Raw genomic sequence first — 23,819 nt, forward strand, 5'->3', positions numbered from 1 at the left:
CCGGGTCGTTGGTGGAGTGTGAGCGATCTGGTGGGGGACGCGCGGCATCTGTCGCCGTCGGCGCAGGAGGCCCTTCGGCTGCGGGCGGTGGCCGCGTTGGTGGCGGGGCGGGACCGTGAGGATGTGGCGGAGCTCTTCGGGGTGTCACTGAAGGCGGTGGACGGCTGGTGGGCGAAGTGGCTGGCCGGTGGCCGTGAGGCGCTGGTCATGCGGCCGAGGGGCAAGCCGGTCGGGGTGCATCAGGTGCTTGGTGAGGCCGAGCAGGGCGCTGTCTGGCAGGCGGTCCTCGATCACCGGCCCTGTGACGTGGGCCTGAGCGGTCAGCTGTGGACGCGGCGGCTGATCGGTGACCTGATCGCGAAGCTGTACCGGGTGCGGCTGACCGAACCGGGGGTGGGCAAGTACTTGAAGCGGTGGGGGCTGTCCTTCCAGCGCCCGGACAAACGGGCCGTCGAACAGAACCCCGAGGCCGTGCGCCGCTGGCACCAGGAGACCTGGCCGAAGATCCACGCGAAGGCGAAGGCGGAGGGCGGTGAGATCCTCTTCGCCGACCAGGTCGGCATCCGATCCGACCAGGTCACCGGCCGCACCTGGGGCGAGAAAGGGAAAACGCCCGTCGTGCGGCGGAGCGGGAACCGGTTCTCCGTGAATGCGATGTCGGCGATCAGCACCAAGGGCCGGATGCACTTCATGGTCTTCACCGAGTCCTTCACCGCCAAGGTGATGTGCCGCTTCCTGGACCGGCTGGCCGGCCACTTCGACCACAAGGTCCATCTCGTGGTCGACGGGCACTCCGCGCACCGCTCGAAGATGGTCCGGGACTGGCTCGCCGCCCACCCCGAGGCTGTCGAGCTGCACTTCCTGCCCCCGTACTCGCCCGAGCTGAACCCCGACGAGCTGGTCAACGCCGACCTCAAACACAGCCTGCCCAAGCAGCACCGAGCCCGCGACCAGGCCGAACTCGCCGCGGAGACCCGCCGCTTCTTCCGCCGACGCCAGCGCCAGCGCCAGCCGCACATCGTCCGCGGCTACTTCGGCGGCCCGCACGTCCGCTACGTCCTGGACGAGAACCCAATGAGTTTCTGATCAATAGGACACAGACTTACTCGGCTCCCTCCACTTCAACTTCCGCTCTACGCAGGGCAGCTGCACGGAGGATGGCCCTTTTCGCCCTGCGTCCCCGCGACTGGCCACGCCACACACAGGGAAAGTCGATCCGATCGACCGCAAGAGACCGATAGCGATTCCCATTCTTCAAGTGAATCGCCATCCCCCAGTGCAGAAACTCAATCCGCGTAATATCTTCCAGCGGTATCACCGCCTCACGGATGTTTCGCACCTTAAGAAACTTCGGTCCCAACACAAGTCGCGTACGCACACACGCCAGACAGGCCAAGGCGAAGACGAGCAGAGAACATACGCCAACGATTCGCCTCAGATCGATGGACTCACTTTGCATATCCTCAATAAGAAGAAAAATCGAAAAAGTAAAGCCCGCCAACATCCCTACAGCACCGACTGCAAAGAATAGACGCGCCAGAATATGGCGACGCCATATGGTCACCCGCGACTCACGATCGCCCGCTTCTGAAATCCTGACCACTCTTCCATTTCATTCAATTCTGTAGCCACAGAGGCGACGCCGGGGGTGAAAGCGGCAGTCGACTCACAAAGGCCGACTGCCGCATCCGGAATCCCCGGGATTCGCTTTTTACTCATCTCATTCTAGGACACACAGATTCCGGAGTTCCAACTCGAACCGCAGCCGCCGTATCCCGCACCGACTCCCGCCCCGAACATCGCCCCGCGGTAGACCGGATCCTTCACCGCCGCATGTCTCGGACCTGCGCGATGCTTACCCGTCTGCGAACGCTGCGCATGTTGCCCCCTGGGTAGGTTGGGACGGATACCCAAGCGCTGGAGCCCAGCTTGTCCGACTTTACCAACGGCCGCTCCAACCCCAACCCCAATCACCGTATTAGCACCGTTGATCGCCAGATTTCTGCCGGCATGACCCCAACCACCGTCAACGACATCCTCCGTAAATTTAACGCCGAGAACTACCACCGTAGCACCGGCACATACCAAGTATGCAGGCGTGGCACAGGCGACGATCACTCCAAGGTCAGCCCAATTTCGCCAGTCCGACGCCCAGTCCTTGGTGTTGTCCCAGGCACTGCTGGCCGCACCCCTGAAATCTCCCTGGCGCAGCTTGCCCCAGAACCCCTCTTCCTTTTGATTGGCCTTCTTCTGGATCTCGGCATTCTTACGATCCCGTTCGGCCCGTTCGGCTGCCTTTCGCACCTGTTCACCCGCGATTTTCTGGGCGGCCGTGTACCGAGTGGTTCCCCTTCCCTTGGCGTAAGTGAACTGGACACCGGTCGCCTGCTGAGTCCAGTAGTTGGGAGAAATGGTTCCCCCCTGTGCCTTGGTCACCTTCTTGTAGTTCTTGCCGAAGGTCATCTTCTTGACGTCCCCCGTGCTCTTCCCCATCGAGCAGTTGTACTGCCCGCTGGCGCACTCCGGGTACGCCTCACCCGTCGGGTCCGCGTACGTCACCGGGTTGTTGTTGGCGTATGTGTACGGGTTGTGCTGGGTGGGGTCGTCGGTGAGGAGGAGGGGGTCGACCGAGAGGAAGCGGCCCAGGGTGGGGTCGTATTCGCGGGCGCCGAGGTGGGTGTAGCCGGTGGGGTCGGTGGTGCCGCCGACGAAGCCGCGGTCGCCGGGCCAGTCGGTGCCGGTGGTGGCGCGGGGGGCGCCGAAGGGGAGTTGCTTGCGGCGGGTGATGAGCTGGCCGGCGCCCCAGGTGACGGCGAGCATGGCCGTGCCCTGGTGGTCGGGGAAGAGGTAGGTGAAGCCCTTGCCGTCGCGGGTGGCGATGGTCTCGCCGTTGTGGGTGTAGTAGCGCTGGGCGGTGGCGGTGCCGGAGGCGGAGACCTTCAGCTCGTTGCCGCCGGGCAGGTAGGCCGTGGTGGAGCCGTCGGCGTTGGCGGCGAGGATGCGCTGGCCTGCGGAGTCGTAGGCGTACTCGGTCTTCTTGCCGTTCTCGGTGACGGTGGCCAGGTGGCCTTCGGCGTCCCAGGTGTACGTCTGGGGGCGGGGGCCGCCGGTGCGGGAGGTGGTGTTGCCGGCCTTGTCGTAGGTGAACGACTCGGTGCCCGCGGCTGTCCCGCCCGTGGTGGTCACCGAGCGGATCGCGTGCGGCTGCTCGGCCGCGTCGGCGTCGGTGGCGAAGGCGCGGGTGACCTGGCCGGAGGCGCCGCCGGTGGGGTGCTGGACCTCCTGGGTGCGGTTGCCGGTGGCGTCGTAGCTGTAGGAGTGCCAGTACGAGTCGGGGCCGCCCACGGTGGCCGAGGTCGGAGCCTTGGCGCAGGTGTCGTCGGCGTTCTTGGCGGTGTAGGCGTCGGTCAGCCGGCCCAGGGCGTCGGTGGCGAAGCACTGGGTGTCGGTGACGGCGGCGGCGTCCTGGCCCTCGGTGGAGGAGATGCGCTTGGTGTTGCCGGCGTCGTCGTAGCCGTAGCGGGTGTCCTGGATGCGCAGGGCGATGTCGCCGTCGACGGTGCGGCGGGTGAGTTCGCCGGTGTGCTCGTCGTAGGTGCGGGTGTCGTAGACGCGCTGGCCGAGGTTGCCCAGCTCGACGCGGACGGGGCGGGCGAAGAAGTCGTACGAGGTCTTGTTGACGAGGGTCACCGAGCCGGCGGTGAGGACGTTGGGGAGGTTGCCTGCCGTGTAGACGGTGGTGACGCGCTCGCGGGGGACGTTGCCGATCGCCGGGTTGAGGGTCCACTCCGGGAGGCCGATGTACTGGTTGTAGCCGTGGGTCCAGGAGTAAGTGCCCGCGACGCTCTTGGCGGTGGAGGGGATGACGGTGGTGGTGGCGGTGGGCTGGTAGCGGTCGTTGTAGGCGGTGACCGAGTTGGTCCAGGGCTCGCCGTCGCGGTAGCGGGTGTCGCTGGCCGGCTGGCCCTTGGCGACGGTGTCGTACGTCCAGGCGGCCCGGGTGGTGGAGCCCTGCTTCAGCGCGGTCGGGCGCCCGAGGGCGTCGTAGCTGGTGGTCAGAGTGGTGCCTCGGGCGTCGGTGGTGGTGACGGGACGGTCGGCCTCGTCGTAGGTGGTCTTGCTGATGCCCTTGTCGGGGTCGTCCGCGGTGGTCTCGCGGCCCCGGGCGTCGTACTCCCAGCCCCACTCGGTGCCGTCGGGGCCGGTCATGCCCGCGAGGTTGCCCCGGTGGTCGTAGGTGTAGGTGGTGGACTGGTGGGCGGTGCGGGCCTCGTCGGTGTAGGCGCGCTTCTCCACGACACGGCCGAGTGCGTCGACCAGGGTGGTGGTGGCGGTGCCGCCCTTCGGCGGGATGACGGTGGTCGTGTCACCGTCGTGGTCGGTGATCTCGTTGCCTTCGCCGTCGGCCACCTTGGCGCCGGCGATGCCGCGGAAGTACCGGGTCTCGGTGAGGGACTGCTCGGTCTGGGCGGGGTCGCCGCCGCGGACCTGGACGCGCTCGTAGCCGCGGCGGTCGCCGTAGGTGCGGTGCTTGGCCTTGGTGAACTCGTCGTCGCTCTTGGCCCAGGCCAGTCCGCCGAGGTAGCGGTAGTCGGTGCGCTTGACGGGCGCGCCGCCGGTGTTGTCCGACTCCAGCATCTGGGTCACGACGTAGGAGTGGAACCAGTCCCGGTACGGCTCGTAGTCGACGCCCGGGGACTCGGGCGGGGACCAGATGACCGGGTGGCAGCGCTTGGTGTTGGTGGACGGCGTGGGCAGGCTGCCGGGCTTGCAGTCGGCCTCGGAGTAGGTGACGGAGATGGCCCTCTTCGCCCACCGCCCCCCGCGACATCCCGCCTCGGAGGCGCGGAAAGCCCACCCCATCCACGGCCAGGGAGCGGTAGAAGTTGCCGGTCGTGGTGTGGATGGCCATGAACCCGTGGCGGAATTCGACGCGGTCGATCTCTTCCAGGGGTATCGCGCTCTCGCGGAACTTCCGCACAGTGAGGGTGTGGGGGGCAGGATGAGGCGGGCTCGGGAGGTGGCGGTGCAGAGGGTGGCGTAGGCGGCCAGGAGGAGGGTGCCGGTGATCTGCTGCCAGGGAGCGAGGGCGGGCCCAGGCATTCCCCCCTGGCCAGGAGGTGGGGCCAGGGTCAGGGCAGTGGCGAAGGTCGCCAGGAGGAGGCGTGCGGCTGAGTGGCGGGCCACTCCCGTATCGGTGGCGTCACGACGCCACCGTCGCCAGCGCCCACACCGTCTTCCCGTACCGCCCCCGGTCGCGCACCCCCCACGCCTCCGAGACGGCGGAGACCAGGGTGTGGGCGTGGCCGGGGAGGATGCCGTCGGGAGGTGTCGCGGGGGAGGGCGCTCCGTCGGCCGGGTCGAGGTCGGGGGTGGGGAGGGCGGCCTCGTCGGGGATGCCGTCGGAGACCTCGATGAGGCAGGAGCCGTGGGCGAGGACGGTGACGGCGACCTCGAAGTCGGGTTCGTCGCGGGGGCCGTGGAGGACGGTGTCGGCGGCCAGTTCGGAGACGAGCAGGACGGTCTCGTCGCGTATCGCGCTGCGCGGCGGGTGTCCCCAGCTCGCCAGATGGTCCCCGGTCCGCTGCCTGGCCTCACCCACCGAAGCGGGATGCCGGGGCAACCGGAACGCCTTGCGTCTCACCACAGCCGACTCCGTCATTCCCACAGTGCACACACTTCTCTCACATGACGCAACGTCACGGGCGGGACGGGAATGCCGCGGGCCGCCCGCGGACCACTCCGGAGCGGCCCGGCGGGCGGCGGCCCGCTGTTCGACGGGGGGCGGGCGGAAAAACGCGTCCACGACCCGCCGAAGGGGCCGGAAGGGTCAGCTCCGCTTGGCGGCGAGCTGGACGATCGTGATGTCGGAGGGGGCGCCGACCCGGACCGGCGGCCCCCAGGCGCCCGCGCCCCGGGAGACGTAGAGCTGGGTGTCGCCGTACCGCTCCAGGCCCTCGACGGTCGGGTTGGCGAGGCCGGCGATGAGGTTGCCGGGCCAGAGCTGGCCGCCGTGGGTGTGGCCGGAGAGCTGGAGGTCGACGGCGTGCTCGACCGCCTCGTCGATGACGATCGGCTGGTGGGCGAGGAGGACGCTGGCCCGCAAGCGGTCCCGGTCACCGAGGGCGCGGGCGAAGTCGGGGCCCTGGCCGTAGCTCTCCCCCGCCACGTCGTTGACGCCCGCCAGGTCGAACCCGGCCTTCTCCACCCGGGCGTTCTCCAGCGGGCGCAGCCCCAGCTCGCGGACGTGGTCGACCCACTCGGCGGCGCCGGAGAAGTACTCGTGGTTGCCGGTGACGAAGTAGCTGCCGTCGCGGGCCCGCAGCTGGGCGAGGGGTTCGGCGGCGTGGCCCAGCTCCGCCACGCTGCCGTCGACCAGGTCGCCGACGACGGCGACGAGGTCGGGCTGGGCGGAGTTGACCGTGTCCACGATGCGCTGGGTGTGGGCCCGGCCGAGGATCGGGCCGAGGTGGACGTCGCTGACGACGGCGATGCGGTAGCCGTGGGCGGCGCGCGGCAGCTTGGCCAGCGGCACCGTCACGTGCTTGAGCCTGGGTCCGCGCAGCACGCCGTACGCCCCGGCGCCGACCGTGCCCAGCGCGACGGCGGCGGCCGTCCCGCCGACGATCCGGGAGACGAAGAGGCGGCGGGAGGGGGTGGGGCGGGGCTTCGGGGCGGGACCGCCGGGCGGCACCGGAGCGGCGGGCGGGGCCGGGGGCGCCGGAGCGGCCGGCTCGGCGACGGCGCAGCCGCCGGCGCCGGAGGCGGGCCCGGTCCCCGTACCGGTCCCCGCCGTGGCGGCGGGCTCGCTCTCGTCACCGGTGGACTCCGCCGGCTCCGAGGACTCGGCGGGGGCGGCCGGGGCGGCGGCCTCCTCCCGCTCGCCCGGCGTCCGCACCCGCAGCAGTACCGGCCGGACCAGCTCGCCGACGAGGAGGGCGAGCGCGAGGTAGAGGAAGACGGCGGCCCAGAGGTAGCCGGGCCAGGCCACGATCTGCTTGACCAGGAAGGGCAGGCCGGAGCGGCCGGTGGCGAAGGCGCCGACGAACAGGACGGGGCCGAGGACGAAGAGCGCCGTGGCGACGCGGCGCACGGTGGAGCCGGGGCGGGTGGTGTCCCGGACCGTCCGGCGCCAGACGTACCAGTGCAGGGCCGCCAGCGAGGCCAGTACGGCGCAGGCGGCGACGGTGAAGAGGAGGTTCATGGCGCTCGTTCGGTCCTCGGGTCAGGGGGTCTGGCCGGGCGGGGCGGGGCTCGGGTCGGCGGTGCCGTTCCTCTCGCGGCGCAGGGCGCGCAGACCGCGCAACCCGATGACGCCCACGGCCGTCCCCAGAAGGAAGGACGTCACGGCGAGCAGCAGGTGGACCCAGAAGTAACCGGTGGGGTCCCCGGCGGCGTCGAAGGCGAGCCCGCTCGCGTCGTTCCAGAGATTCTTGACGAAAGTGACCCAGATGAACCAGCTCCACACCCCGAAGGCGAGCAGGAACCAGGAGACCGGGCGGCTGAGCTTCATACGCCCAGTATCGCGGGCCGGCTCCGCTTCCCCGCGCCGGGGTCGGGAGCCGGTGGCGGGCGTTCCACTCGGGGCGGTACACCTCCGGCCGACTGGCGAGCAGACAGTGTTCGCCCGTACCTGTACGTTTTCGATCGTGCCTGCCTTGCGAAAGACCACCATGCTGGTCGCCTCCGCCACCTTGTTGACTCTTTCCGCCGCTTTTCCGGCAGTTGCCGCCGAGAAGCCGGATGACGACAAGGCGAAACCGCCGGGGAAGATGTCGGAGATCGGCGGAGCACGGCTGGGCCGGGCCGGGACCCAGGTGAACGCCGGGCCGGGGGTGCCGAGGCTCCCGAAGAAGCTGAGCGGGCGGTCCTGGATCGTCGCGGACGCCGAGAGCGGCGACGTCCTCGCCTCGCACAACGCGCACTGGAGGCTGCCTCCCGCCTCCACGATGAAGATGCTCTTCGCCGACACCGTGCTGCCCAAGCTCCCCAAGGACGAGGAGCACCTGGTCACCAACGAGGAGCTGGCCGACGTGGGCGCGGGCTCCAGCCTGGTCGGCGTCAAGGAGAACCAGACGTACACCGTCCACGACCTGTGGCTCGGCGTCTTCCTCTCCTCCGGCAACGACGCCGTGCACGTGCTGTCCGCGATGAACGACGGCGTCGACAAGACGGTCGCGGACATGAACGCGCACGCCGAGGAGCTCCAGGCGCTCGACACCCACGTGGTCAGCCCGGACGGCTACGACGCCGAGGGCCAGCTCTCCAGCGCCTACGACCTGACGCTGATCGCCCGGTCGGGGATGCAGAAGAAGGACTTCCGGGAGTACGCCTCGACGGTGAGCGCCGAGTTCCCCGGGGAGAAGAAGAAGGGCAAGAAGCGCGAGCACTTCGGCATCCAGAACACCAACCGCCTGCTCACCGGCGCGGTCGGCCTGGAGCGGTACGAGGGCATCGCGGGAGTGAAGAACGGCAACACCACCGAGGCCGGGGCCACCTTCACCGGCGTGGCCGAGCGCGACGGCCGGGTACTGCTGGTCACCGTGATGAACCCGGACGGCGCCGAGAGCCACGCCGTCTACCAGGAGACGGCCCGCCTCTTCGACTGGGGCTTCGAGGCCGCGGGCAAGGCCGAGCCGGTCGGCACCCTGGTCCCGCCGGTCAGCGCCCTGCCCGCCTCGGGCGCCCCCGAGGGTGAGGGTGCCGCGGGCGGAGCCCCCGATCCGGCCGCCGGGGGCGAGGCCCGGGCGTCCGAGGCCGGCGGGTCGGACGGGGTCGGTACGGCGCTGGCGGTCGCGGGCGGTTCGCTGGTGCTGCTCGGCGCCGGGGCGTACGTGGTCAACCGGCGCCGCCCGCTGCCCGGACCGGGGGCGGACCGCAAGCGCGGCTGACGGCCACTACCGCTCGAAGGGCTCGCGCCGGGGGGCCTCCCCGGCCGGGCGGGCCCGGGTGGCTCCGGACTCCTGTCCCGTACCGCCGTCCTCACTCCCGTCGCCCTCTCCGGCCGGCACCGGCGTCGCCGTCCAGGCCGCGCAGACGAGGACGAGCTTGGCGGTGAAGTTGATCCAGAGCAGCAGGGCGATGGGGACACCGAAGGCGCCGTACATGCTCTTGGCGGCGACCCCGCTGATGTAGCCGCCGAGCAGCAGCTTGAGGAGTTCGAAGCCGACCGCGCCGATCAGGGCCGCGCCCAGCAGGGCGGAGCGGCGGGGATGGACGGCGGGGAGCAGGGTGAGGACGTAGAGGAGGACGAGGAAGCCGGCGAGGACGGCGAGGGCGAAGGCGGCGAGGCGCAGCAGCACGGTGCCGATCCCGGTCTCGTCCAGGCCGATCTGCCGGGCGATCCAGCCGAGCGCGCTGCCACCGGCGGCGGAGGCGACCAGCGAGACGATCCCGGCGGCTCCGAGGCCGAGCAGCACGACGACGTCCTTGGCCTTGCGGACGACCGGGTTGCCCTCCAGGTCGGGCAGTTCCCAGACGGCGCGCAGGCAGTCGCGGATGGAGCCGACCCAGCCGACGCCGGTGAACAGGAGCAGGGCGCCGGCGATGACGGAGACCGTGCCGGCGTTGTCGACCAGGGAGGCGATGTCCAGCTGGTCGGAGATGCCGGGGACCTGCTCGGCCAGCTGGTCCTGGAGTTCGCGCTGCCGCTCCTTGGAGAGGGCGGAGGCGGCGACGGCGGCGACCAGGGTGAGCAGCGGGAAGAGCGCGAGGAAGCTGATGTACGTCATCGCGGCGGCCAGCTGCGACCACCTGGTGCGCTCCAGGGTCTCGTAGGTGCGCCACGGGTGGGTGTGCATGAGCCGGGTCATCCACGGCCCGACCACCGGGAGCTTCGTCAGCCAGTCCACGTCGTCCGCCTACCCGCTAGAGACGCGGCCTTCGTCGGCCGCACACCCCCACAATTACGGCATGAGCGGTGACAATTCAACGAATGGACCATCTCAGTGAAAGCCGGGATGTTCCGGCATGAACAGTCGTGATCCGGGCGCTACGGTCGCCGACATGGCTGTCGACACCACCGTTCCGCTCACCGGCCCGGGCCGCGGCGCCCCCGCCGCCGCGCGTCTGCTGCGGCCACGCAGCTACGAGGAGGCGGCCGAGGCCGTCCGCGACTGCGGGCACCGCGGCGCCGTCGCCCGGGGCCGGGCCCCCGGGGACGCCGCCCGCGACACCGGCGGCGACGTCCTCGGCATGCCCGCACTCGACCGGGTGCACGCCATCGACACGGCCGGCGGCACCGTCCTCACCTCCGACCTCGCCCGGCGGCTGGGCCTGTGAACCGGCCGGCGGGACTTCCGCGAAGGAGCGGCATGCCCAAGGACGCCTCCGGTCCGCCCCGGTCCCTGCTGGTCCTCGGCGGCACCTCGGCCATCGGTCTGGCCACCGCCCGCCGGCTGATCGCCCGGGGGGCGCGGCTGGTGCACCTGGCGGGGCGGCCGTCGCCCGCGCTGGAGAAGGCGGCCGGCGAACTGGCCGCGCTCGGCGCGCGGGTCCGTACGGTGGACTTCGACGCGCTGGACCCCGCCTCCCACCAGGCGTCGCTGGGGCCGGTGTTCGCCTCGGGCGACGTGGACGTGGTGCTGCTCGCCTTCGGCATCGCCGGCGACCAGGCCCGGGACGAGAGCCGGCCGCTGGACGCGGTCCGGGTCGCGCAGACCAACTACACGGGCGCGGTCGGCGCCGGGCTGCTCTGCGGGGCCGCCCTCCAGGAGCAGGGCCACGGCACGCTGGTGGTCCTCTCCTCGGCCGCCGGGGTGCGGGCCCGCCGCGCCGACTTCATCTACGGCTCGTCCAAGGCGGGCCTGGACGCCTTCGCGCAGGGGCTGGGCGACGCGCTGTACGGCACGGGGGCGCGGGTGATGGTGGTGCGCCCCGGCACGGTGCTGGGCCCGGGCGTGCCCCGTGGCGACGCCCGCCTGACCACCACCCCCGGCCAGGTGGCCGCCGCGATCGAACTGGGCCTGCGCCGGGGCTCGGAGACGGTGTGGGTCCCCGGCGGGCTCCGGCTGGTGATGTCGGCGGTACGCGGCCTGCCCCGGCCGCTGTTCCGGCGGCTGGTGGTCTGAGCGTACGGAGCGGAAGGGGGGCCGCCCCTCGCGCCGGATGCGCGAGGGGCGGCCTTTTCGGGCGGCTCTCCTGGGGGCGGGCCCGCCCGGGCCGTCACGGGGTGGCGGCGGCACGTGGCGGTCTGAGCCGCCGGGGCCTGTCCGGCGGATCTTCGTGGAACAGCCTGCGGCGTCCGGTGCGGGCTCTCGGCGTGCGGCCGGGACTCCCTCGTACTGGACGGACGTACTCGGGTGGTCCGGGCGTACGGCGAGAGTGCGTGCCAGGCGTCGCGGGCCCACGAGATCCGCCGGACAGGCGCGGGGCCAGGGTCAGGAACGGGCCTCGGCGGCGGCCTCGGCGAGGCCGTCGGCCCAGAGCTGCTCGACGCGCGAGCGCTCGGCGGCGTCCGGCTGGGCGTTGGTGCAGGACGGGCCGGGGCCGCCGCCGGACATCAGCTGGCTGCACGGGCCGGAGTAGGTGTCGGGCAGGCCGAGCACGTGGCCGGTCTCGTGGGTGGTCACACGGGTGGAGTCGTACTCCTGGTTCTGGGCGTAGTCGAGGAAGATGTAGCCCCGGCCGTGGCCGTCGGTGCTGGCGTACGAACCGCGCGGGTCGTCGCCCTCGCGGTAGGTGAAGTCGGCGTTGGAGCCTTCCTGGAGGCGGACGCCGGAGACCGCGCTGTTCCAGATCGAGGCGGAGCCGGCGATCTGCGAGCGGAAGGTGGGGGCGGCGGAGGCGTCGTAGGTGACGGTGACGGCCAGGGCCCCCGGGTCGGCGGCGCGCTTCTCGGCGACCGCCCGCATGACGGCTTCCTGGAAGGCGCGGGTGGCGGCGGCGTTCTCGCCGGACGCCTCGTAGGCGGCGACGGAACGCGGGGTGGAGGTCTCGGCGGCGGCGGGGGCGACCGAGCCGAGGGCGGCGGCGACGGCGAGGCCGAGCCCGGCGAAGGCGGAGGCGGTCCGGGTCATACGCATGTGGGGGTCTCCTGACTGTCCGCGGTACGGGCGGAGTGGGGGCCGCCCGTACCGGACCGAGGAGTTCGGTCCTGGCACGAGTCTGGAGCGCACCCGGCGCCGGGCACATGATGCCAACCTGCGATAACCCCGTTCTATATCCCTGGCCAAGTACCGCGCGGTTCCGCATGGTTGAGGGCCTTTGGCGCGCTTGGGGCCACTGGCGGGGCGGGCGGGGCGCTTCTAGCCTCGGTCCATGGAGCTTGAGGTGCGTCACCTTCGCGTGCTCTGCGCCATCGCCGACACCGGGAGCGTGCGCCGCGCCGCACGCGAACTCGGTGTGAGCCAGCCCGCGCTGACCACGCAGCTGCGCCGCATCGAGCGGAGCCTCGGCGCGGAGCTCTTCCACCGGGGCCACGACGGCTGCCGGCCGACACCGCTGGGCCGCACGGTGCTCTCCCGGGCCCGTACGGTGGTCGACTCGATGGCGGTCCTGGTCGAGGAGGCCCGCGCGGAGGCGGACGCGCTCGGCCGGCCCGGGCCCCGGCTGCGGGTCGGGTCGACCGCGAGCCGGATCGTCGGCGACTGGCTGCGCAGGCTCCGGGCGCGGATGCCGGAGACCGACATCGCCCTCCGGGTCGACGTGTCCGCCACCGTGCTGCTCCGCTCGCTGCGGGCCGGCCGTCTCGACCTGGCCTTCGTCCACGAGGTGGAGGGCAGTCCGCTGCGCGTCCCGGACGGCCTGGTGCAGCACACCCTGCTGGAGCGCGAGCCGCAGTTCATCTCGCTGGCCCCGGACCATCCGGCTGCCGCCCGCCCGGTGGTGGACCTCGCCGACCTCGCCCACGACCGGTGGATGGTCGATCCCTCGGTCGACGGCGAGTGGGACGGCGTACGCCGGGTGCTGACCGCCGCCGGGATCGACCCGCCGGTGCTGCACGGCGACTACCTGACCACCGCCTCCCTGGTGGCGCTCGGCGAGGCCGTCGCCCCCTGCCAGCCCACCTCGGGCCCGCGCGACGACATGGCCATCCGCCCGCTCCGCGACGACCCGCTCGCCGTCCGCCTCCTCCTGGTCACCCCGCCGCGCTGCCCGGCCGCCGGCCCCGCCTACGAGGAACTGACCGCCGCCTACCGCGCGGCGGCTCTGCGGGCGGGCCCGTACCGGGAGTGGCTCAAGGGCGAGCCGGGGCGGCACGGGGCGCTGCTGGGCGGGTAGCGCCGGTTCAGTACCCGCGCCCGACCCGTACCGCCAGCTCCGGCGCCCGTCCCGCCCGTAGCGCCTGCCAGCCGGCGCGGAAGTCGTCGGTGACGTCGGTGCCGGCGGTGATCCCGGCCGAATGGGAGGTCAGGGTGGTGCGCGGCAGCTCCCAGACCGGGTGGTCCGGGGCCGGGGGCTCGTCGGTGAGCACGTCGAGGACGGCGGCGCGGACGTGGCCGGCGGCCAGGGCGCGGCCGAGCGCGGGGAGGCTGACGGTGCCGCCCCGGCCGACGTTGAGGAAGGTGGCGCCGCGCAGCGCGCAGAGCCGGGGGCCGGCGAAGAAGTCCCGGGTGGCCTCGGTCAGCGGCAGCGCGTCCACCACGAACCGGGCACGGCCCAGCCACGCCCCGTCCTCGTCGGCGGTGACCCGCTCGTCGAAGGGGCCGCCCGGCGCGTGCTCGCCGCGCCCCACGCCGACGGTCCGCACCCCGGCCGCGCGCAGCGCCCGGGCCACGGCGGTGCCGATGTGGCCGGTGCCGTAGACCAACGCGGTCTGCCCTGACGCCAGTTCGGACGGTTCGCGGCGCCAGGCGCGGGCGGCGGTACGGGCCAGGTGGCCGGGGACGCCCTGGCAGTCGGCGAGGACCCAGGCCAGCGCGTACTGGCCGATGCGCTCGCCCATCCGGCCCACGGTGCGGGTCAGCAGCACCCCGGCGGGCCAGCCGCCGTCGAGCAGCGCGTCGACACCGGCGTTGACGCTGTGGAACCACCGCACCCGGGGGTCGCCGCGCAGGGCGGGCGGCAGGGCGGCGCCGACCAGGACGAGCGGGGCGTCCTCGGCAGTGTCCGCGCCGGTCAGCCGCCCTTCGGCGTCGTAGGCGAGGACCGGGCGGCCGGTGAGATCGGCCAGGTCCTCGGCGACGGCGGCGGCGGTGCCGGGGCCCACGGCGAGGCGGGCCCGGTCGAGCACGTCGGTGGGGAGGGGGGCGAAGGACATGGCGGCTCCTGTGGGCTGGGGGTCCGTGCGGGGATCGTCGTACCCCGTGGCGCTCCGCGGCCGGCCGCGGGCCCGCGGCGAGGTCAGCGGGTGGCGTGCAGGACGACGGGGCGGCTGAACGGGTCGCCGCTCTGCATGACCGCGAGGTGGCCGACGGCGACGATCCGGTCGGTGCCGGGGACCGTGAGGGTCTCGGCCAGTCCCAGTCCCTGCCGGGCGCCCTCGCGGACCTCGCCCCCGATGGGGAGCCGGGGGTGCCCGAGCTTGTAGCAGGGGCCGTCGGCGGCCTGGTACCAGAGGCCCTCGTGCAGGGTGCCGGTGGCGCCGTCGACCAGCAGCGGGGTGCGGGTGTCGCACTCGCCCCCGGTGGCGGGCAGGTCGCGCCAGCGCTTGCCGTCCCAGCGCAGCCTCAGGTGCTCGTCGGCGGGCTCGTCGTCCATCTCGCCGTGGTTGAAGGAGTGTCCGCCGAAGGCGTAGACCTCGTCCGGGGAGACGGCGATGACGGTGCCGAGCGTGGCGCCCGCCTCGGGCGGGACCGGGTCGGCGAACCGCCGCAGCGGGGTGTCGGCGGTGCTCCAGCGGGTGCCGTCCCAGTGGTGGGCGGCGGTCTGGGTCATCTCCTGGCCCTCGCCGCCGATGCCGGGCCCCTCGGAGCGGTGGCCGACGGCCCACAGGTCGTCGCCGGAGGTGCCGTCCAGGGCGGAGGCGGCCGAGGGCAGCAGGGTGGTGGTCCAGCGGGTGCCGTCCCAGTGGGCGGCCTGGCTGCGGTCGTCGCTGGTGATGTTCCCGGCGCCGTCGTCCTGGTCGGGCAGGTGCGGGTCCTGGAGGACGGTGACGTCGTCAGGGCCGAAGGCGGCCAGGTCGAGCAGGGCGCCGTCGGGCGGCGGGGTGACGGTGGCCCACCGGCCTTCCCGCCACCGGGCGATGACGGGCGCGCCGCCCTGCTCTGCGGTGGCGCCGGTGGCCCAGAGGGTGTCCGGGCCCGCGGCGTCCAGGCGCGGTGGGTAGGGGAGGTCGGCGAGCGCGTCGGGCAGCGGCAGGCGGCGCCAGCCGTCGCCGGTGTCGCGTAGCAGGTAGCGCCTGGTGGACTCGCCGTTCTCCTGGTCGTACCCGGCGGCCCACAGGTCGTCGGGGCCGAGCGCGGCCAGGTCGGTCAGCTGGCCGTCCTGGTCGCCGACGTGGTCCAGGCGCCACCCGGTCGGGGCGCCTTCGGGGGCGGCGGAACGCCCCGGGCGCGCGTCGTCCTTCCCGCCCGCCCGCTCCGCCCCGCAACCGGCCAGTGCCAGCGTGAGTGCGGTGAGTGCTGCTGCCGCGTACGCGGTACGCCGCGCCATGGGTCCCCTTCCCCGGGCGGGCCGGGTGGTCCGCCCTCAACTGGCGGGCAGCGTACCTCCGGCCCCGACCGGCGCCGTGCGGGCGCCCTCAGCCCTCGCTGCCGAAGGGGAAGTCGCGGAGCTTGCGCCAGACCCCGTCCGGACCCTGCTCGTAGAGGGAGAACCCGGTGCAGGTCCAGCTCGCCTCGAAATCCTCCAGCGCCTCGTACGCCTCGTCCATCGCCTCCTCGGCGATGCCGTGTGCGACGGTGACGTGCGGGTGGTACGGGAACTGGAGCTCGCGGGCGATGGGCCCCGAGGCGTCCCTGACCTGCTTCTGGAGCCAGGTGCAGGCGTCGGCGCCGGCGGCGACGCGGACGTAGACCACCGGGGAGAGCGGGCGGAAGGTGCCGGTACCGCTGAGCCGCATCGGGAAGGGCCGGCCGGTGGCGGCGACCTGGGCGAGGTGCCGCTCGATGGCGGGCACCGCGTCGGCGTCCACCTCGGTGGGCGGGACCAGCGTGACGTGGGTGGGGATGCCGTAGGCCGCGGTGTCGCCGAAGCCGGCACGCCGCTCCTGGAGGAGGCTGCCGTGCGGCTCCGGGACCGCGAGCGAAACGCCGAGCGTTACGGTCCCCACGTCGTACTCCTGTCCTTCGAAGGTGGCGGCGCCGTCCTCTGCCGGAGGGCGCCGCCTTCAGGTGCGGGCACGGCCGCGCCCGCCGGGTCCGGGTCCCTCAGTGCTTGGCGGGCACCAGGCCGAGCCGGTCGTAGGTCTGCGCCAGGGTCTCGGCCGCGACGGCGCGGGCCTTCTCGGCGCCCTTGGCGAGGATCGCGTCCAGCGTCTCCGGGTCGTCCAGGTACGCCTGGGTGCGCTCCCGGAACGGTGTGGCGAAGTCGACCATGGCCTCCGCGAGGTCCGTCTTCAGCGCACCGTAGCCCTTGCCCGTGTACTTCTCCTCCAGTTCGGCGATTGTCGCGCCGGAGAGGGTGGAGAGGATGGAGAGGAGGTTGCTGACCCCGGCCTTCTCGGCGCGGTCGAAGCGGATCTCGGTGCCGGTGTCGGTGACGGCGCTCTTGATCTTCTTCGCGGTGGCCTTGGGCTCGTCGAGGAGGTTGATCAGGCCCTTGGGGTTGGCGGCCGACTTGCTCATCTTGGCCGTCGGGTCCTGCAGGTCGTAGATCTTCGCCGTCTCCTTGAGGATGTACGGGTCGGGGACGGTGAACGTCTCGCCGTACGTCCCGTTGAACCGCTCGGCCAGCGTGCGGGTCAGCTCCAGGTGCTGGCGCTGGTCCTCGCCGACGGGGACCTGGTCGGCCTGGTAGAGCAGGATGTCGCCGACCATCAGCATCGGGTAGGTGAAGAGGCCGACGGTGGTGCGGTCGTTGCCCTGCTTGGCGGACTTGTCCTTGAACTGGGTCATCCGGGACGCCTCGCCGAAGCCGGTGAGGCAGTTCATCACCCAGCCGAGCTGGGCGTGCTCGGGCACATGACTCTGGACGAAGAGGGTGCACCGCTCCGGGTCGAGCCCGGCGGCGAGCAGCTGGGCGGCGGCGAGCCGGGTGTTGGCGCGCAGCTGGGCCGGGTCCTGCGGGACCGTGATCGCGTGCAGGTCCACCACCGTGTAGAAGGCGTCGTGGGTCTCCTGGAGCGCCACCCACTGGCGCACCGCGCCGAGGTAGTTGCCGAGGTGGAACGAGCCTGCGGTGGGCTGGATTCCGGAGAGCACGCGGGGACGATCAGAAGCCATGGCCCCATTGTCTCAGGTCCGCGGGGTCCGCCGGAATCGGACCCGTCATGCCCCAGGGGGTGCCGGGTGTACGGGGAGCGCACGCCCCATGGCCGGGGGCGCGCGACCGGACACGGGTGAGCCCCGCGCGGCGCGCTGCCGCGCGGGGCTCATGCCGCCCCGCCGGGCGGGGGTCCCGGTGACCGTCCCGGACTGCGGGGCGGGGCTTGTCGCGGGCCGGTCACCATCGGTACCAGCGGCCCCGCGCACCACCCGGCCCGGCGGAGCGGAAGACGAAGCCCAGGACCCACACGACGAGGACGATCGCGGCGATCCACCAGAGCGGCGGCCGACAGCGAAGTGGTCCCCGCCGGGGCGCGGGCTTCGCCGCGCGCGGGGCGGGCCACCTGCTGGTCGGGCTCCTCGCGGGCCGGATCGCCTTGCGGGGCGGCGGGCCCGGCCGTCGGCCCGGGTCCGGCGCCGGGCGCCTGGTCCCGGCGTACCGTGCGCGCGGGCGCCCCCGGCCGGGCTGCCGGGCGGGGGCGCCGGGGTCCACGCGGGGCGGACGGTCAGGGCTTGGGCACGGCGCAGCCCGAGCGGCTGAGGTCGATCTCGCTGCCGGGGCCGACGCAGGGGACGAGGGTGTAGGTCTGCTGGGCGTAGTTGATGCCCTCGCGGACGGTGACCTCACCGTTCTCGTCGACCTCGCACGGGTTGTTGTCGGTGCACTCGCCACCGCTCTCGTTCCCCGTGTTGTTGACGGCGACGACCTTGCCGGTGGCGTCGTCGATCACCGGGGAGCCGGAGGTGCCGCCGATGGTGTCGCAGGCGTCGGTGTAGCGGACCGAGTCCTTCCAGGTCCAGTCGCCCTCCTTGAGCTGGTGGGCGAAGCCGTCGACGGAGCAGTGGTACGTCCGCTTCCAGTAGCCGGAGGCGACGGTGATCGCGGTGCCCTCGGCGGGCCGGGCGGCGTCGAGTTCCAGGGCCTCGATGCCGTAGGCGCTCTCGATCTCGGCGTAGCTCTCGGCGAGCTGGTAGAGGGAGACGTCGGTGTCGGTCATGGTGCCGTACGCCAGCTTGGCGGCGCGCAGCGTGCCGACGCCGTTGCCCGCGCCGTCGAGCAGGGTGAAGGAGCGCGAGGAGGGCCGGTCGACCAGGACCTCGCCGGGCGCGGGGAACCCGGTCTCCAGGCAGTGCCCGTTGGAGAGGACCAGCGCGGGGTCGTCCGCCTGCGCGGTGGGGGTGCGCACGACGGAGCCGGAGCAGTTGGAGAGCGCGACGGTGCCGGCCAGGTCGACGGCGGCGGGAGCAGCCGGGCCGGGTGCGGCGAGGGCGGGAGTGGCGGAGGCGCCGAGCAGGGCGGCGGTCAGCAACGCTCCGGCGAGGGGTTTCTTCATGTGGGGGGTCCCTCTCTGAGACCCGTGCCGGACAGGTGGGGGGCGCGGCACGGGCTGCGAGTTGACGGATTGACATGCGCATTGTTGGCGCATGCCCTCCCTCCGGCAAGGGGCCGATTCCGGCCACCGGCCCGCCGTCCTCGCCTAGGCTGGCCGCCCATGGGCGCCAGCGAGATCACCCGAACCGAGTGCCGGCAGTGCGGAACCGAAACCTTCGGCGTGAACGGCCGGTACTCCTGCGCGGTCTGCGGCTGGGTCAACCCCTGGTACGAGGGGCACGGGGAGCTGCCCACGGCCGAGGACGACCCGGACTGGAAGGGCGGGCGCTGAGACACGGCGGACGCCGGTGCGACGGCAGCCAGGGGAATCGTTCCCTCACCGCCTGCCGCACCGGCGTCCGCGCCCGGCTCACTCCTCGTGGGGCAGCTCCAGCACCACGGTCCACACGTCGCCCACCGTCGGCACCTTCATGGTGCGCGTCTGCGCCATGAGGACGTAGACCACGCCGCCGCTGCCCTCGACGCGGTAGGCGTGGGTGCGGGCGCCCTCCTCGTGGACGGCCTCGATCCCGAACCCCTTGGCGGCCACCGTCTCCAGCAGTTCCTTGGCGTTGACCCGGTTCTCCACGGCGCCGAAGTACTGCGCGAGCACCTGCGGCACGATGCCGACCCCGAACCGGCCGAGGCGGTACGCCTGGATCTCGATGCCCGTGGCGTGCCAGCCGGTGTCGTACTGCTCGAAGATGATCTCGACCAGGCCGTAGTCGCGGCGCAGCCGCCCCCGGCTGAGGCCGTCGGTGTACTCGTAGCCCATGCACCGGTCCCAGACCGCCATGGAGTCGCCGAGACCGGCTCCCCTGATCCGGCCCTCGATCAGCACTTCGGCACAGAAATCCAGCGCGCTCATATCTCTCCTGCCGCTCCTCGCCGTTCACCGGCCATGTCGACTTCCCTCTTCGCGCCGTCCCGGCAGCCACGCGCCCAGCGTGAGCAGCAACCACCGCACAACCCCTCCAACGCCCCGGGCACGCGGCGGCAACGGGTCGACCCACCGAGGAATTTCGCCGGATATCCGGTCAGGGGCGGACGAGTCGGTACGCCGGAGCGGTCACGGTTGGATAACAGCACCTGCGTGCCGCCCGGCGTCCGCGCCCCCTGTCGCCTCGCCGTACGCGGGCGGGTTTCCGGGCACGCTCCGCGAGCGACGATAGAAAGGGGGCCGCACCCCGGCCTCACCCGCAGCAGGACGAACGGAGATCCCGTGTCTGGTACGCCTTCTGGTACGCACTCCTCCCCCGCTCCCGGCACCGCGACCGGCGAGGCCATCGACGCCGCCGAGGCGCACAGCGCGCACAACTACCATCCGCTGCCCGTGGTGGTGGCGGGCGCCGAGGGCGCCTGGATGACCGATGTCGAGGGCAAGCGGTACCTGGACCTGCTCGCCGGGTACTCCGCGCTCAACTTCGGCCACGGCAACCCCCGCCTGATCTCCGCCGCCAAGGCCCAGCTGGACCGGGTCACGCTCACCTCGCGGGCCTTCTTCCACGACCGGTTCGCCGCCTTCTGCGAGGAACTGGCCGCGCTCTGCGGCAAGGACATGGTGCTGCCGATGAACACGGGCGCCGAGGCGGTCGAGACGGCGGTGAAGACCGCCCGCAAGTGGGGGTACCGCGTCAAGGGCGTCCCTGACGGTGCCGCGCGCGTCGTCGTCGCCTCCGGCAACTTCCACGGCCGCACGACCACCATCGTCAGCTTCTCCACCGACGAGGAGGCCCGGGCCGACTACGGGCCGTACACCCCGGGCTTCGACGTCGTCCCGTACGGTGACGCCGACGCGCTGGAGACCGCTCTCACCGACGACACGGTGGCCGTCCTGCTGGAGCCGATCCAGGGCGAGGCCGGGGTGCTGGTGCCGCCCGCCGGCTACCTGCGCCGGGTCCGCGAGCTGACCGCCGAGCGGAACATCCTCTTCATCGCCGACGAGATCCAATCCGGCCTCGGCCGCACGGGCAGGACCTTCGCCTGTGAGCACGAGGGCGTCGTCCCCGACCTCTACCTGCTGGGCAAGGCGCTGGGCGGCGGCGTCGTCCCCGTCTCGGCGGTGGTCGGCGACAGCGGCGTCCTCGGCGTCTTCCGCCCCGGCGAGCACGGCTCCACCTTCGGCGGCAACCCGCTGGCCTGCGCCGTCGCCCTGGAGGTGATCGCGATGCTGCGCACCGGCGAGTACCAGGCCCGCGCCGCCGAACTGGGCACCCGCCTGCACAACGCCCTCGCCGACCTGGTCAAGGCCGACGGCCCGGTCCGCGCCGTCCGGGGCCGCGGGCTGTGGGCCGGCGTCGACGTCGACCCCGCCGTCGGCACCGGCCGTGAGATCTCCGAACGCCTCATGGCCCGCGGCGTCCTGGTGAAGGACACCCACGGCTCCACCCTGCGCATCGCGCCGCCGCTGGTGATCTCGGCGGAGGACCTGGACTGGGGCATCGGTCAGCTGCGGGCGGTGCTGGGGATGGCGTAGGCCCTCGCACACCCCTCGGAGCGACGCGGGGAGCGCGCCCCTCAGGGGCTGGTGGGCGCCCCGGCCGCCAGCCCCTTCGCGTACCGCCGTCCCGCCGCCCCGTTCCGCAGCGCCGTCTCGCCCGTCGCGGTGAAGCCCGCCCGGGTCAGGACGGTGTGGGAGGCGAGGTTGTCCAGGTCCGCCTGGGCGCGCAGCGAGGTGAGGGCGTAGTCGGTGGCGGCCAGGTGGCAGACGGCCTGGGCGGCGGCGGTGGCCAGGCCCCGGCCGGTGGCCGACTCGGCCATGCGGAAGCCGAGTTCGGCCTCGCCGTCGGTGACGTCCATCAGGTTGAAGCGGCCCAGGATCGTGGCGCCGTCCTCGGCGACCAGGACGTGGAAGAAGTCGGTGCCCTGCTCCTGGTACGCGAGGAGGGCTTCGTGGCGGGCGGGGAAGTCGGCGAAGTAGGCGTCGCCGCGGTCGCTGATGGTGCGGGCGAACCAGGCGCGGTTCTCGCGTTCGAAGGTGAGGAGCGCGGGGGCGTGGTCGGCGCGCAGGCGCTGGAGTGCGGGCATCGGAGCTCCCTGGGGGCGGCGGGTCTCAGAGGATGACGTGCGGGAGGAAGCGGGCGTAGCCGTCGGTGACCGGCCCGGCCGACTCGCGGATGCCGAGCCCCGCCGCCTCGTCGGCGACGACCCAGGCGCCGAGGACGACGTGGTTGGTGGGGCTGTGGGCGCCGGGGGACGGGGTCGACAGGTCGGGCAGCAGGGCGAGTTGCTGGTAGCAGCCCGGTCCGCCGGCGGGCGCGGGGGCCGGCGGCGCGCCCGGCCGGTGGAGGGTGACCCCGGCGCCTTCGCGGCCGAGGAGCGGCTTGGTGACGTAACCGGTGGTGGCGAGTTCGCGCGGCCCGTCGAGGTAGGAGGCGAGGAGGTTGGGGTGGCCGGGGTACAGCTCCCAGAGGATGGCGAGGAGGGCCTTGTTGGAGAGGAGCATCTTCCAGGCGGGCTCGATCCAGAGGGTGGAGCCGGTGCCGCCGCCGTTGTCCAGGGTGTCCAGCACGTGCGGGCCGAACTCGTCGGTGGCCAGCCACTCCCACGGGTACAGCTTGAAGCAGCTGCGGATGAAGCGGAGCCGCTGGTCCACGAAGCGGCGCGAGAGGCTGTCCCAGCCGATGTCCTCGACGGCTATGGCCTCGGTCCGAAGGCCCGCCTGGATCGCGGTCTCGCGGAGGTAGGCGACGGTCATCAGGTCCTCGCCGCACTCGTCGTCGACGGTGTGGGCGAAGTGCACGGGGCTGCCCGGCGGCAGCAGCGCGGCCTGCGCCCGCCAGGCGTCGACGAGCCGCTCGTGCAGGGAGTTCCACTGGTCCGCGCCGGGGAACCGCTCCTCCATCCAGAACCACTGGGCACTGGCCGCCTCCACCAGCGAGGTGGGGGTGTCGGCGTTGTACTCCAGCATCTTGGCGGGCGCTCCCGAGCCGTCGTACCAGAGGTCGAACCGGCCGTAGAGCGACGGCAGTTCGGCCCTCCGGTGCCACGCCTCCGAGACGAGGGAGGCGAGGCGCGGGTCGGTGATGCCGAGTTCGGCGAAGCGGTCCCGCTCGACGATGTGCGCGGCGGCGGCCAGGCACATGGCGTGCAGTTCCTCGACGACCTCCTCCAGCGCCTCGACCTCCGCCAGGCTGAAGGAGTAGTAGGCGCTCTCGTCCCAGTACGGGCGCAGCGAGCCGTCGGGGTGGCGGGTCAGCGGGTAGATGACGCCCTGGGCCTCGACGGTCTCCTGCCAGCCGGGGCGCGGCTCGATGGTGTGGCGGTGCATGGTGGTGGTCCGTCCTGTACGCGGTGGGCGCGGGCGGCGCGGCCCGCACGGGCAGGGAGCACGCGCCCGGGGCGCGGCCTGTTCGGCGCGCGCCCCGGGCGGGCGGCTGCTACGAGGGGGCGTCCGGTCAGCCGCCGCCGCTGCCCTTCCCCGAGCAGCCGAAGCCGCCGGAGCTGACCGAGCTCTTGTGGAACGAGCCGTCGCTGGCGTACCCGCTCCTGCTGTCCCCGCCGTAGTACCAGTCGGCGTTGGACCCCCGGTCGCCGCCGTACCGGCTGCCGCCGGAGGTGCCGCCCCCGCCCGTCCCGCCGCTCGTCCCCGAGGAACCGTTCCGGCACTGGCTGGAGTCGACCACCTTGTACCCGCCGGTGTACGTGTAGCTGTCGCGGTCCACGCACCGCCGGTCGGGCTCCGAACCGCACGCGGCGAGGGCGGCGGCCAGCACGCCCATCGAGCCCAGCGCGACGGTGCTGGAACGCACCCGGCGGCGGGCCGCCTTCTCGCGCCGCTCCCCCGTGGCCGGTGGTTCCCCGGGCCCGGGTCCGGGGTGGCGGCCCGGTGCGGGCCGCTCGTCGGCGGCCGGCGGTGCCTGCCGGGCCGGGCCGCTGCCCGGGCCCGTGGCCGGGCGGGCCACGGGCGCGTCCAGTGCCCTCGCGGCGGGCACGGTGATGTTCTCGGCCATGCTTGTCTCAGCTCCCCGTTCGTCTCCCCGACGACCCCTCCCAGGGCACGCGTCCTCCCCCGGGGCCGACCTTCTTCCCGGCCGCCGCTCGGACCTGGCGTCCACCGCACGCGGCACCGTCCCGGCGGCGCCGACCCGGCCAACGGGGCCCTGACGGGGGCTCCCTGACCGGATCTCGCCTTTATCCGC

21 protein-coding genes and 2 pseudogenes are annotated in these 23,819 nt (G+C 72.9%); 7 read left to right on the forward strand and 16 right to left on the reverse strand.

The window, feature by feature from the left end:
• Positions 1–18: 18 nt before the first annotated feature.
• Positions 19–1,086, forward strand: coding sequence for an IS630 family transposase (locus ACSLIC_RS08780; protein WP_436737132.1), 1,068 nt, complete (start codon positions 19–21; stop codon positions 1,084–1,086).
• A 639-nt stretch (positions 1,087–1,725) separates the two neighbouring features.
• Here ACSLIC_RS08780 and ACSLIC_RS08785 read toward each other — a convergent pair.
• The 4 genes from ACSLIC_RS08785 to ACSLIC_RS08800 all read right to left on the reverse strand — a co-directional run bounded on the left by ACSLIC_RS08785 (position 1,726) and on the right by ACSLIC_RS08800 (position 7,513).
• Positions 1,726–4,863, reverse strand: a complete 3,138-nt coding sequence (locus tag ACSLIC_RS08785) for an RHS repeat domain-containing protein (RefSeq protein WP_436737133.1) — start codon at positions 4,861–4,863, stop codon at positions 1,726–1,728.
• 340 nt (positions 4,864–5,203) lie between these two features.
• Positions 5,204–5,647 (reverse strand): ATP-binding protein, encoded by a 444-nt coding sequence (locus ACSLIC_RS08790; RefSeq protein WP_436740318.1) that lies wholly within the window; start codon positions 5,645–5,647, stop codon positions 5,204–5,206.
• A 183-nt stretch (positions 5,648–5,830) separates the two neighbouring features.
• Positions 5,831–7,204 (reverse strand): metallophosphoesterase, encoded by a 1,374-nt coding sequence (locus ACSLIC_RS08795; RefSeq protein ID WP_436737134.1) that lies wholly within the window; start codon positions 7,202–7,204, stop codon positions 5,831–5,833.
• Positions 7,205–7,225: 21 nt separating this feature from the next.
• Positions 7,226–7,513 (reverse strand): SCO4848 family membrane protein, encoded by a 288-nt coding sequence (locus ACSLIC_RS08800; protein ID WP_436737135.1) that lies wholly within the window; start codon positions 7,511–7,513, stop codon positions 7,226–7,228.
• Positions 7,514–7,649: 136 nt separating this feature from the next.
• Here ACSLIC_RS08800 and ACSLIC_RS08805 point away from each other — a divergent pair, with 136 nt between their 5' ends.
• Positions 7,650–8,891 (forward strand): D-alanyl-D-alanine carboxypeptidase family protein, encoded by a 1,242-nt coding sequence (locus ACSLIC_RS08805; protein WP_436737136.1) that lies wholly within the window; start codon positions 7,650–7,652, stop codon positions 8,889–8,891.
• Between the two features lie 6 nt (positions 8,892–8,897).
• Here the strand turns inward: ACSLIC_RS08805 and ACSLIC_RS08810 are convergent, their stop codons facing one another.
• Entirely contained in the window at positions 8,898–9,851 is a 954-nt protein-coding gene (locus ACSLIC_RS08810; RefSeq protein ID WP_436737137.1) for a YihY/virulence factor BrkB family protein, read from the reverse strand.
• Between the two features lie 154 nt (positions 9,852–10,005).
• Between ACSLIC_RS08810 and ACSLIC_RS08815 the strand changes: the two are divergent.
• Positions 10,006–10,248: pseudogene (locus tag ACSLIC_RS08815) on the forward strand (decaprenylphosphoryl-beta-D-ribose oxidase); the annotation flags it as partial.
• 65 nt (positions 10,249–10,313) lie between these two features.
• Positions 10,314–11,069, forward strand: a complete 756-nt coding sequence (locus tag ACSLIC_RS08820; RefSeq protein ID WP_436737138.1) for an SDR family NAD(P)-dependent oxidoreductase — start codon at positions 10,314–10,316, stop codon at positions 11,067–11,069.
• A gap of 309 nt (positions 11,070–11,378) precedes the next feature.
• On the opposite strand, the gene snpA is transcribed toward ACSLIC_RS08820, so the two are convergent.
• A complete protein-coding gene (gene snpA, locus ACSLIC_RS08825) occupies positions 11,379–12,023 on the reverse strand; it encodes a snapalysin (protein WP_436737139.1) in 645 nt (214 codons plus the stop codon).
• A 247-nt stretch (positions 12,024–12,270) separates the two neighbouring features.
• Between snpA and ACSLIC_RS08830 the strand changes: the two genes are divergently transcribed.
• Positions 12,271–13,221 carry a LysR family transcriptional regulator gene (locus tag ACSLIC_RS08830; RefSeq protein ID WP_436740319.1) on the forward strand — a complete coding sequence of 317 codons (951 nt, stop codon included), beginning with the start codon at positions 12,271–12,273 and terminating at the stop codon, positions 13,219–13,221.
• 7 nt (positions 13,222–13,228) lie between these two features.
• On the opposite strand, the gene ACSLIC_RS08835 is transcribed toward ACSLIC_RS08830, so the two are convergent.
• The 6 genes and pseudogenes from ACSLIC_RS08835 to ACSLIC_RS08860 form a co-directional block, all read right to left on the reverse strand.
• Complete coding sequence (locus tag ACSLIC_RS08835) at positions 13,229–14,200, reverse strand: NAD(P)-dependent oxidoreductase (protein ID WP_436737140.1); 972 nt, start codon at positions 14,198–14,200, stop codon at positions 13,229–13,231.
• An 83-nt stretch (positions 14,201–14,283) separates the two neighbouring features.
• On the reverse strand, positions 14,284–15,534 hold the full coding sequence (locus ACSLIC_RS08840) for a hypothetical protein (protein WP_436737141.1): 1,251 nt from the start codon (positions 15,532–15,534) through the stop codon (positions 14,284–14,286).
• A gap of 88 nt (positions 15,535–15,622) precedes the next feature.
• Entirely contained in the window at positions 15,623–16,153 is a 531-nt protein-coding gene (locus ACSLIC_RS08845) for a 2'-5' RNA ligase family protein (protein ID WP_436737142.1), read from the reverse strand.
• Between the two features lie 97 nt (positions 16,154–16,250).
• Positions 16,251–17,264, reverse strand: coding sequence for a tryptophan--tRNA ligase (gene trpS, locus ACSLIC_RS08850; protein ID WP_436737143.1), 1,014 nt, complete (start codon positions 17,262–17,264; stop codon positions 16,251–16,253).
• Between the two features lie 220 nt (positions 17,265–17,484).
• Positions 17,485–17,586 (reverse strand): annotated as a pseudogene (locus ACSLIC_RS08855) (DUF5670 family protein); the annotation flags it as partial.
• Between the two features lie 226 nt (positions 17,587–17,812).
• Entirely contained in the window at positions 17,813–18,640 is an 828-nt protein-coding gene (locus ACSLIC_RS08860) for a trypsin-like serine peptidase (RefSeq protein WP_436737144.1), read from the reverse strand.
• 159 nt (positions 18,641–18,799) lie between these two features.
• On the opposite strand from ACSLIC_RS08860, the gene ACSLIC_RS08865 reads away from it, so the two are divergent.
• Positions 18,800–18,970, forward strand: a complete 171-nt coding sequence (locus ACSLIC_RS08865; RefSeq protein ID WP_436737145.1) for a hypothetical protein — start codon at positions 18,800–18,802, stop codon at positions 18,968–18,970.
• A 78-nt stretch (positions 18,971–19,048) separates the two neighbouring features.
• Here the strand turns inward: ACSLIC_RS08865 and ACSLIC_RS08870 are convergent, their stop codons facing one another.
• On the reverse strand, positions 19,049–19,546 hold the full coding sequence (locus ACSLIC_RS08870; RefSeq protein ID WP_436737146.1) for a hypothetical protein: 498 nt from the start codon (positions 19,544–19,546) through the stop codon (positions 19,049–19,051).
• 354 nt (positions 19,547–19,900) lie between these two features.
• Here ACSLIC_RS08870 and rocD point away from each other — a divergent pair, with 354 nt between their 5' ends.
• Positions 19,901–21,154: an ornithine--oxo-acid transaminase gene (gene rocD, locus ACSLIC_RS08875; RefSeq protein WP_436737147.1), complete on the forward strand. Its 1,254-nt coding sequence runs from the start codon at positions 19,901–19,903 to the stop codon at positions 21,152–21,154.
• Positions 21,155–21,195: 41 nt separating this feature from the next.
• On the opposite strand, the gene ACSLIC_RS08880 is transcribed toward rocD, so the two are convergent.
• From ACSLIC_RS08880 to ACSLIC_RS08890, 3 genes are all read right to left on the reverse strand, one after another.
• Positions 21,196–21,705 carry a GNAT family N-acetyltransferase gene (locus ACSLIC_RS08880; RefSeq protein WP_436737148.1) on the reverse strand — a complete coding sequence of 170 codons (510 nt, stop codon included), beginning with the start codon at positions 21,703–21,705 and terminating at the stop codon, positions 21,196–21,198.
• A 25-nt stretch (positions 21,706–21,730) separates the two neighbouring features.
• On the reverse strand, positions 21,731–22,948 hold the full coding sequence (locus ACSLIC_RS08885; RefSeq protein ID WP_436737149.1) for a glutathionylspermidine synthase family protein: 1,218 nt from the start codon (positions 22,946–22,948) through the stop codon (positions 21,731–21,733).
• Positions 22,949–23,075: 127 nt separating this feature from the next.
• On the reverse strand, positions 23,076–23,630 hold the full coding sequence (locus ACSLIC_RS08890; protein WP_436737150.1) for a hypothetical protein: 555 nt from the start codon (positions 23,628–23,630) through the stop codon (positions 23,076–23,078).
• Between the last annotated feature and the right edge of the window lie 189 nt (positions 23,631–23,819).

The sequence above is a fragment of the Streptomyces sp. BBFR102 genome (genome assembly GCF_051397025.1).
In the GTDB taxonomy this organism is placed as follows: domain Bacteria; phylum Actinomycetota; class Actinomycetes; order Streptomycetales; family Streptomycetaceae; genus Streptomyces.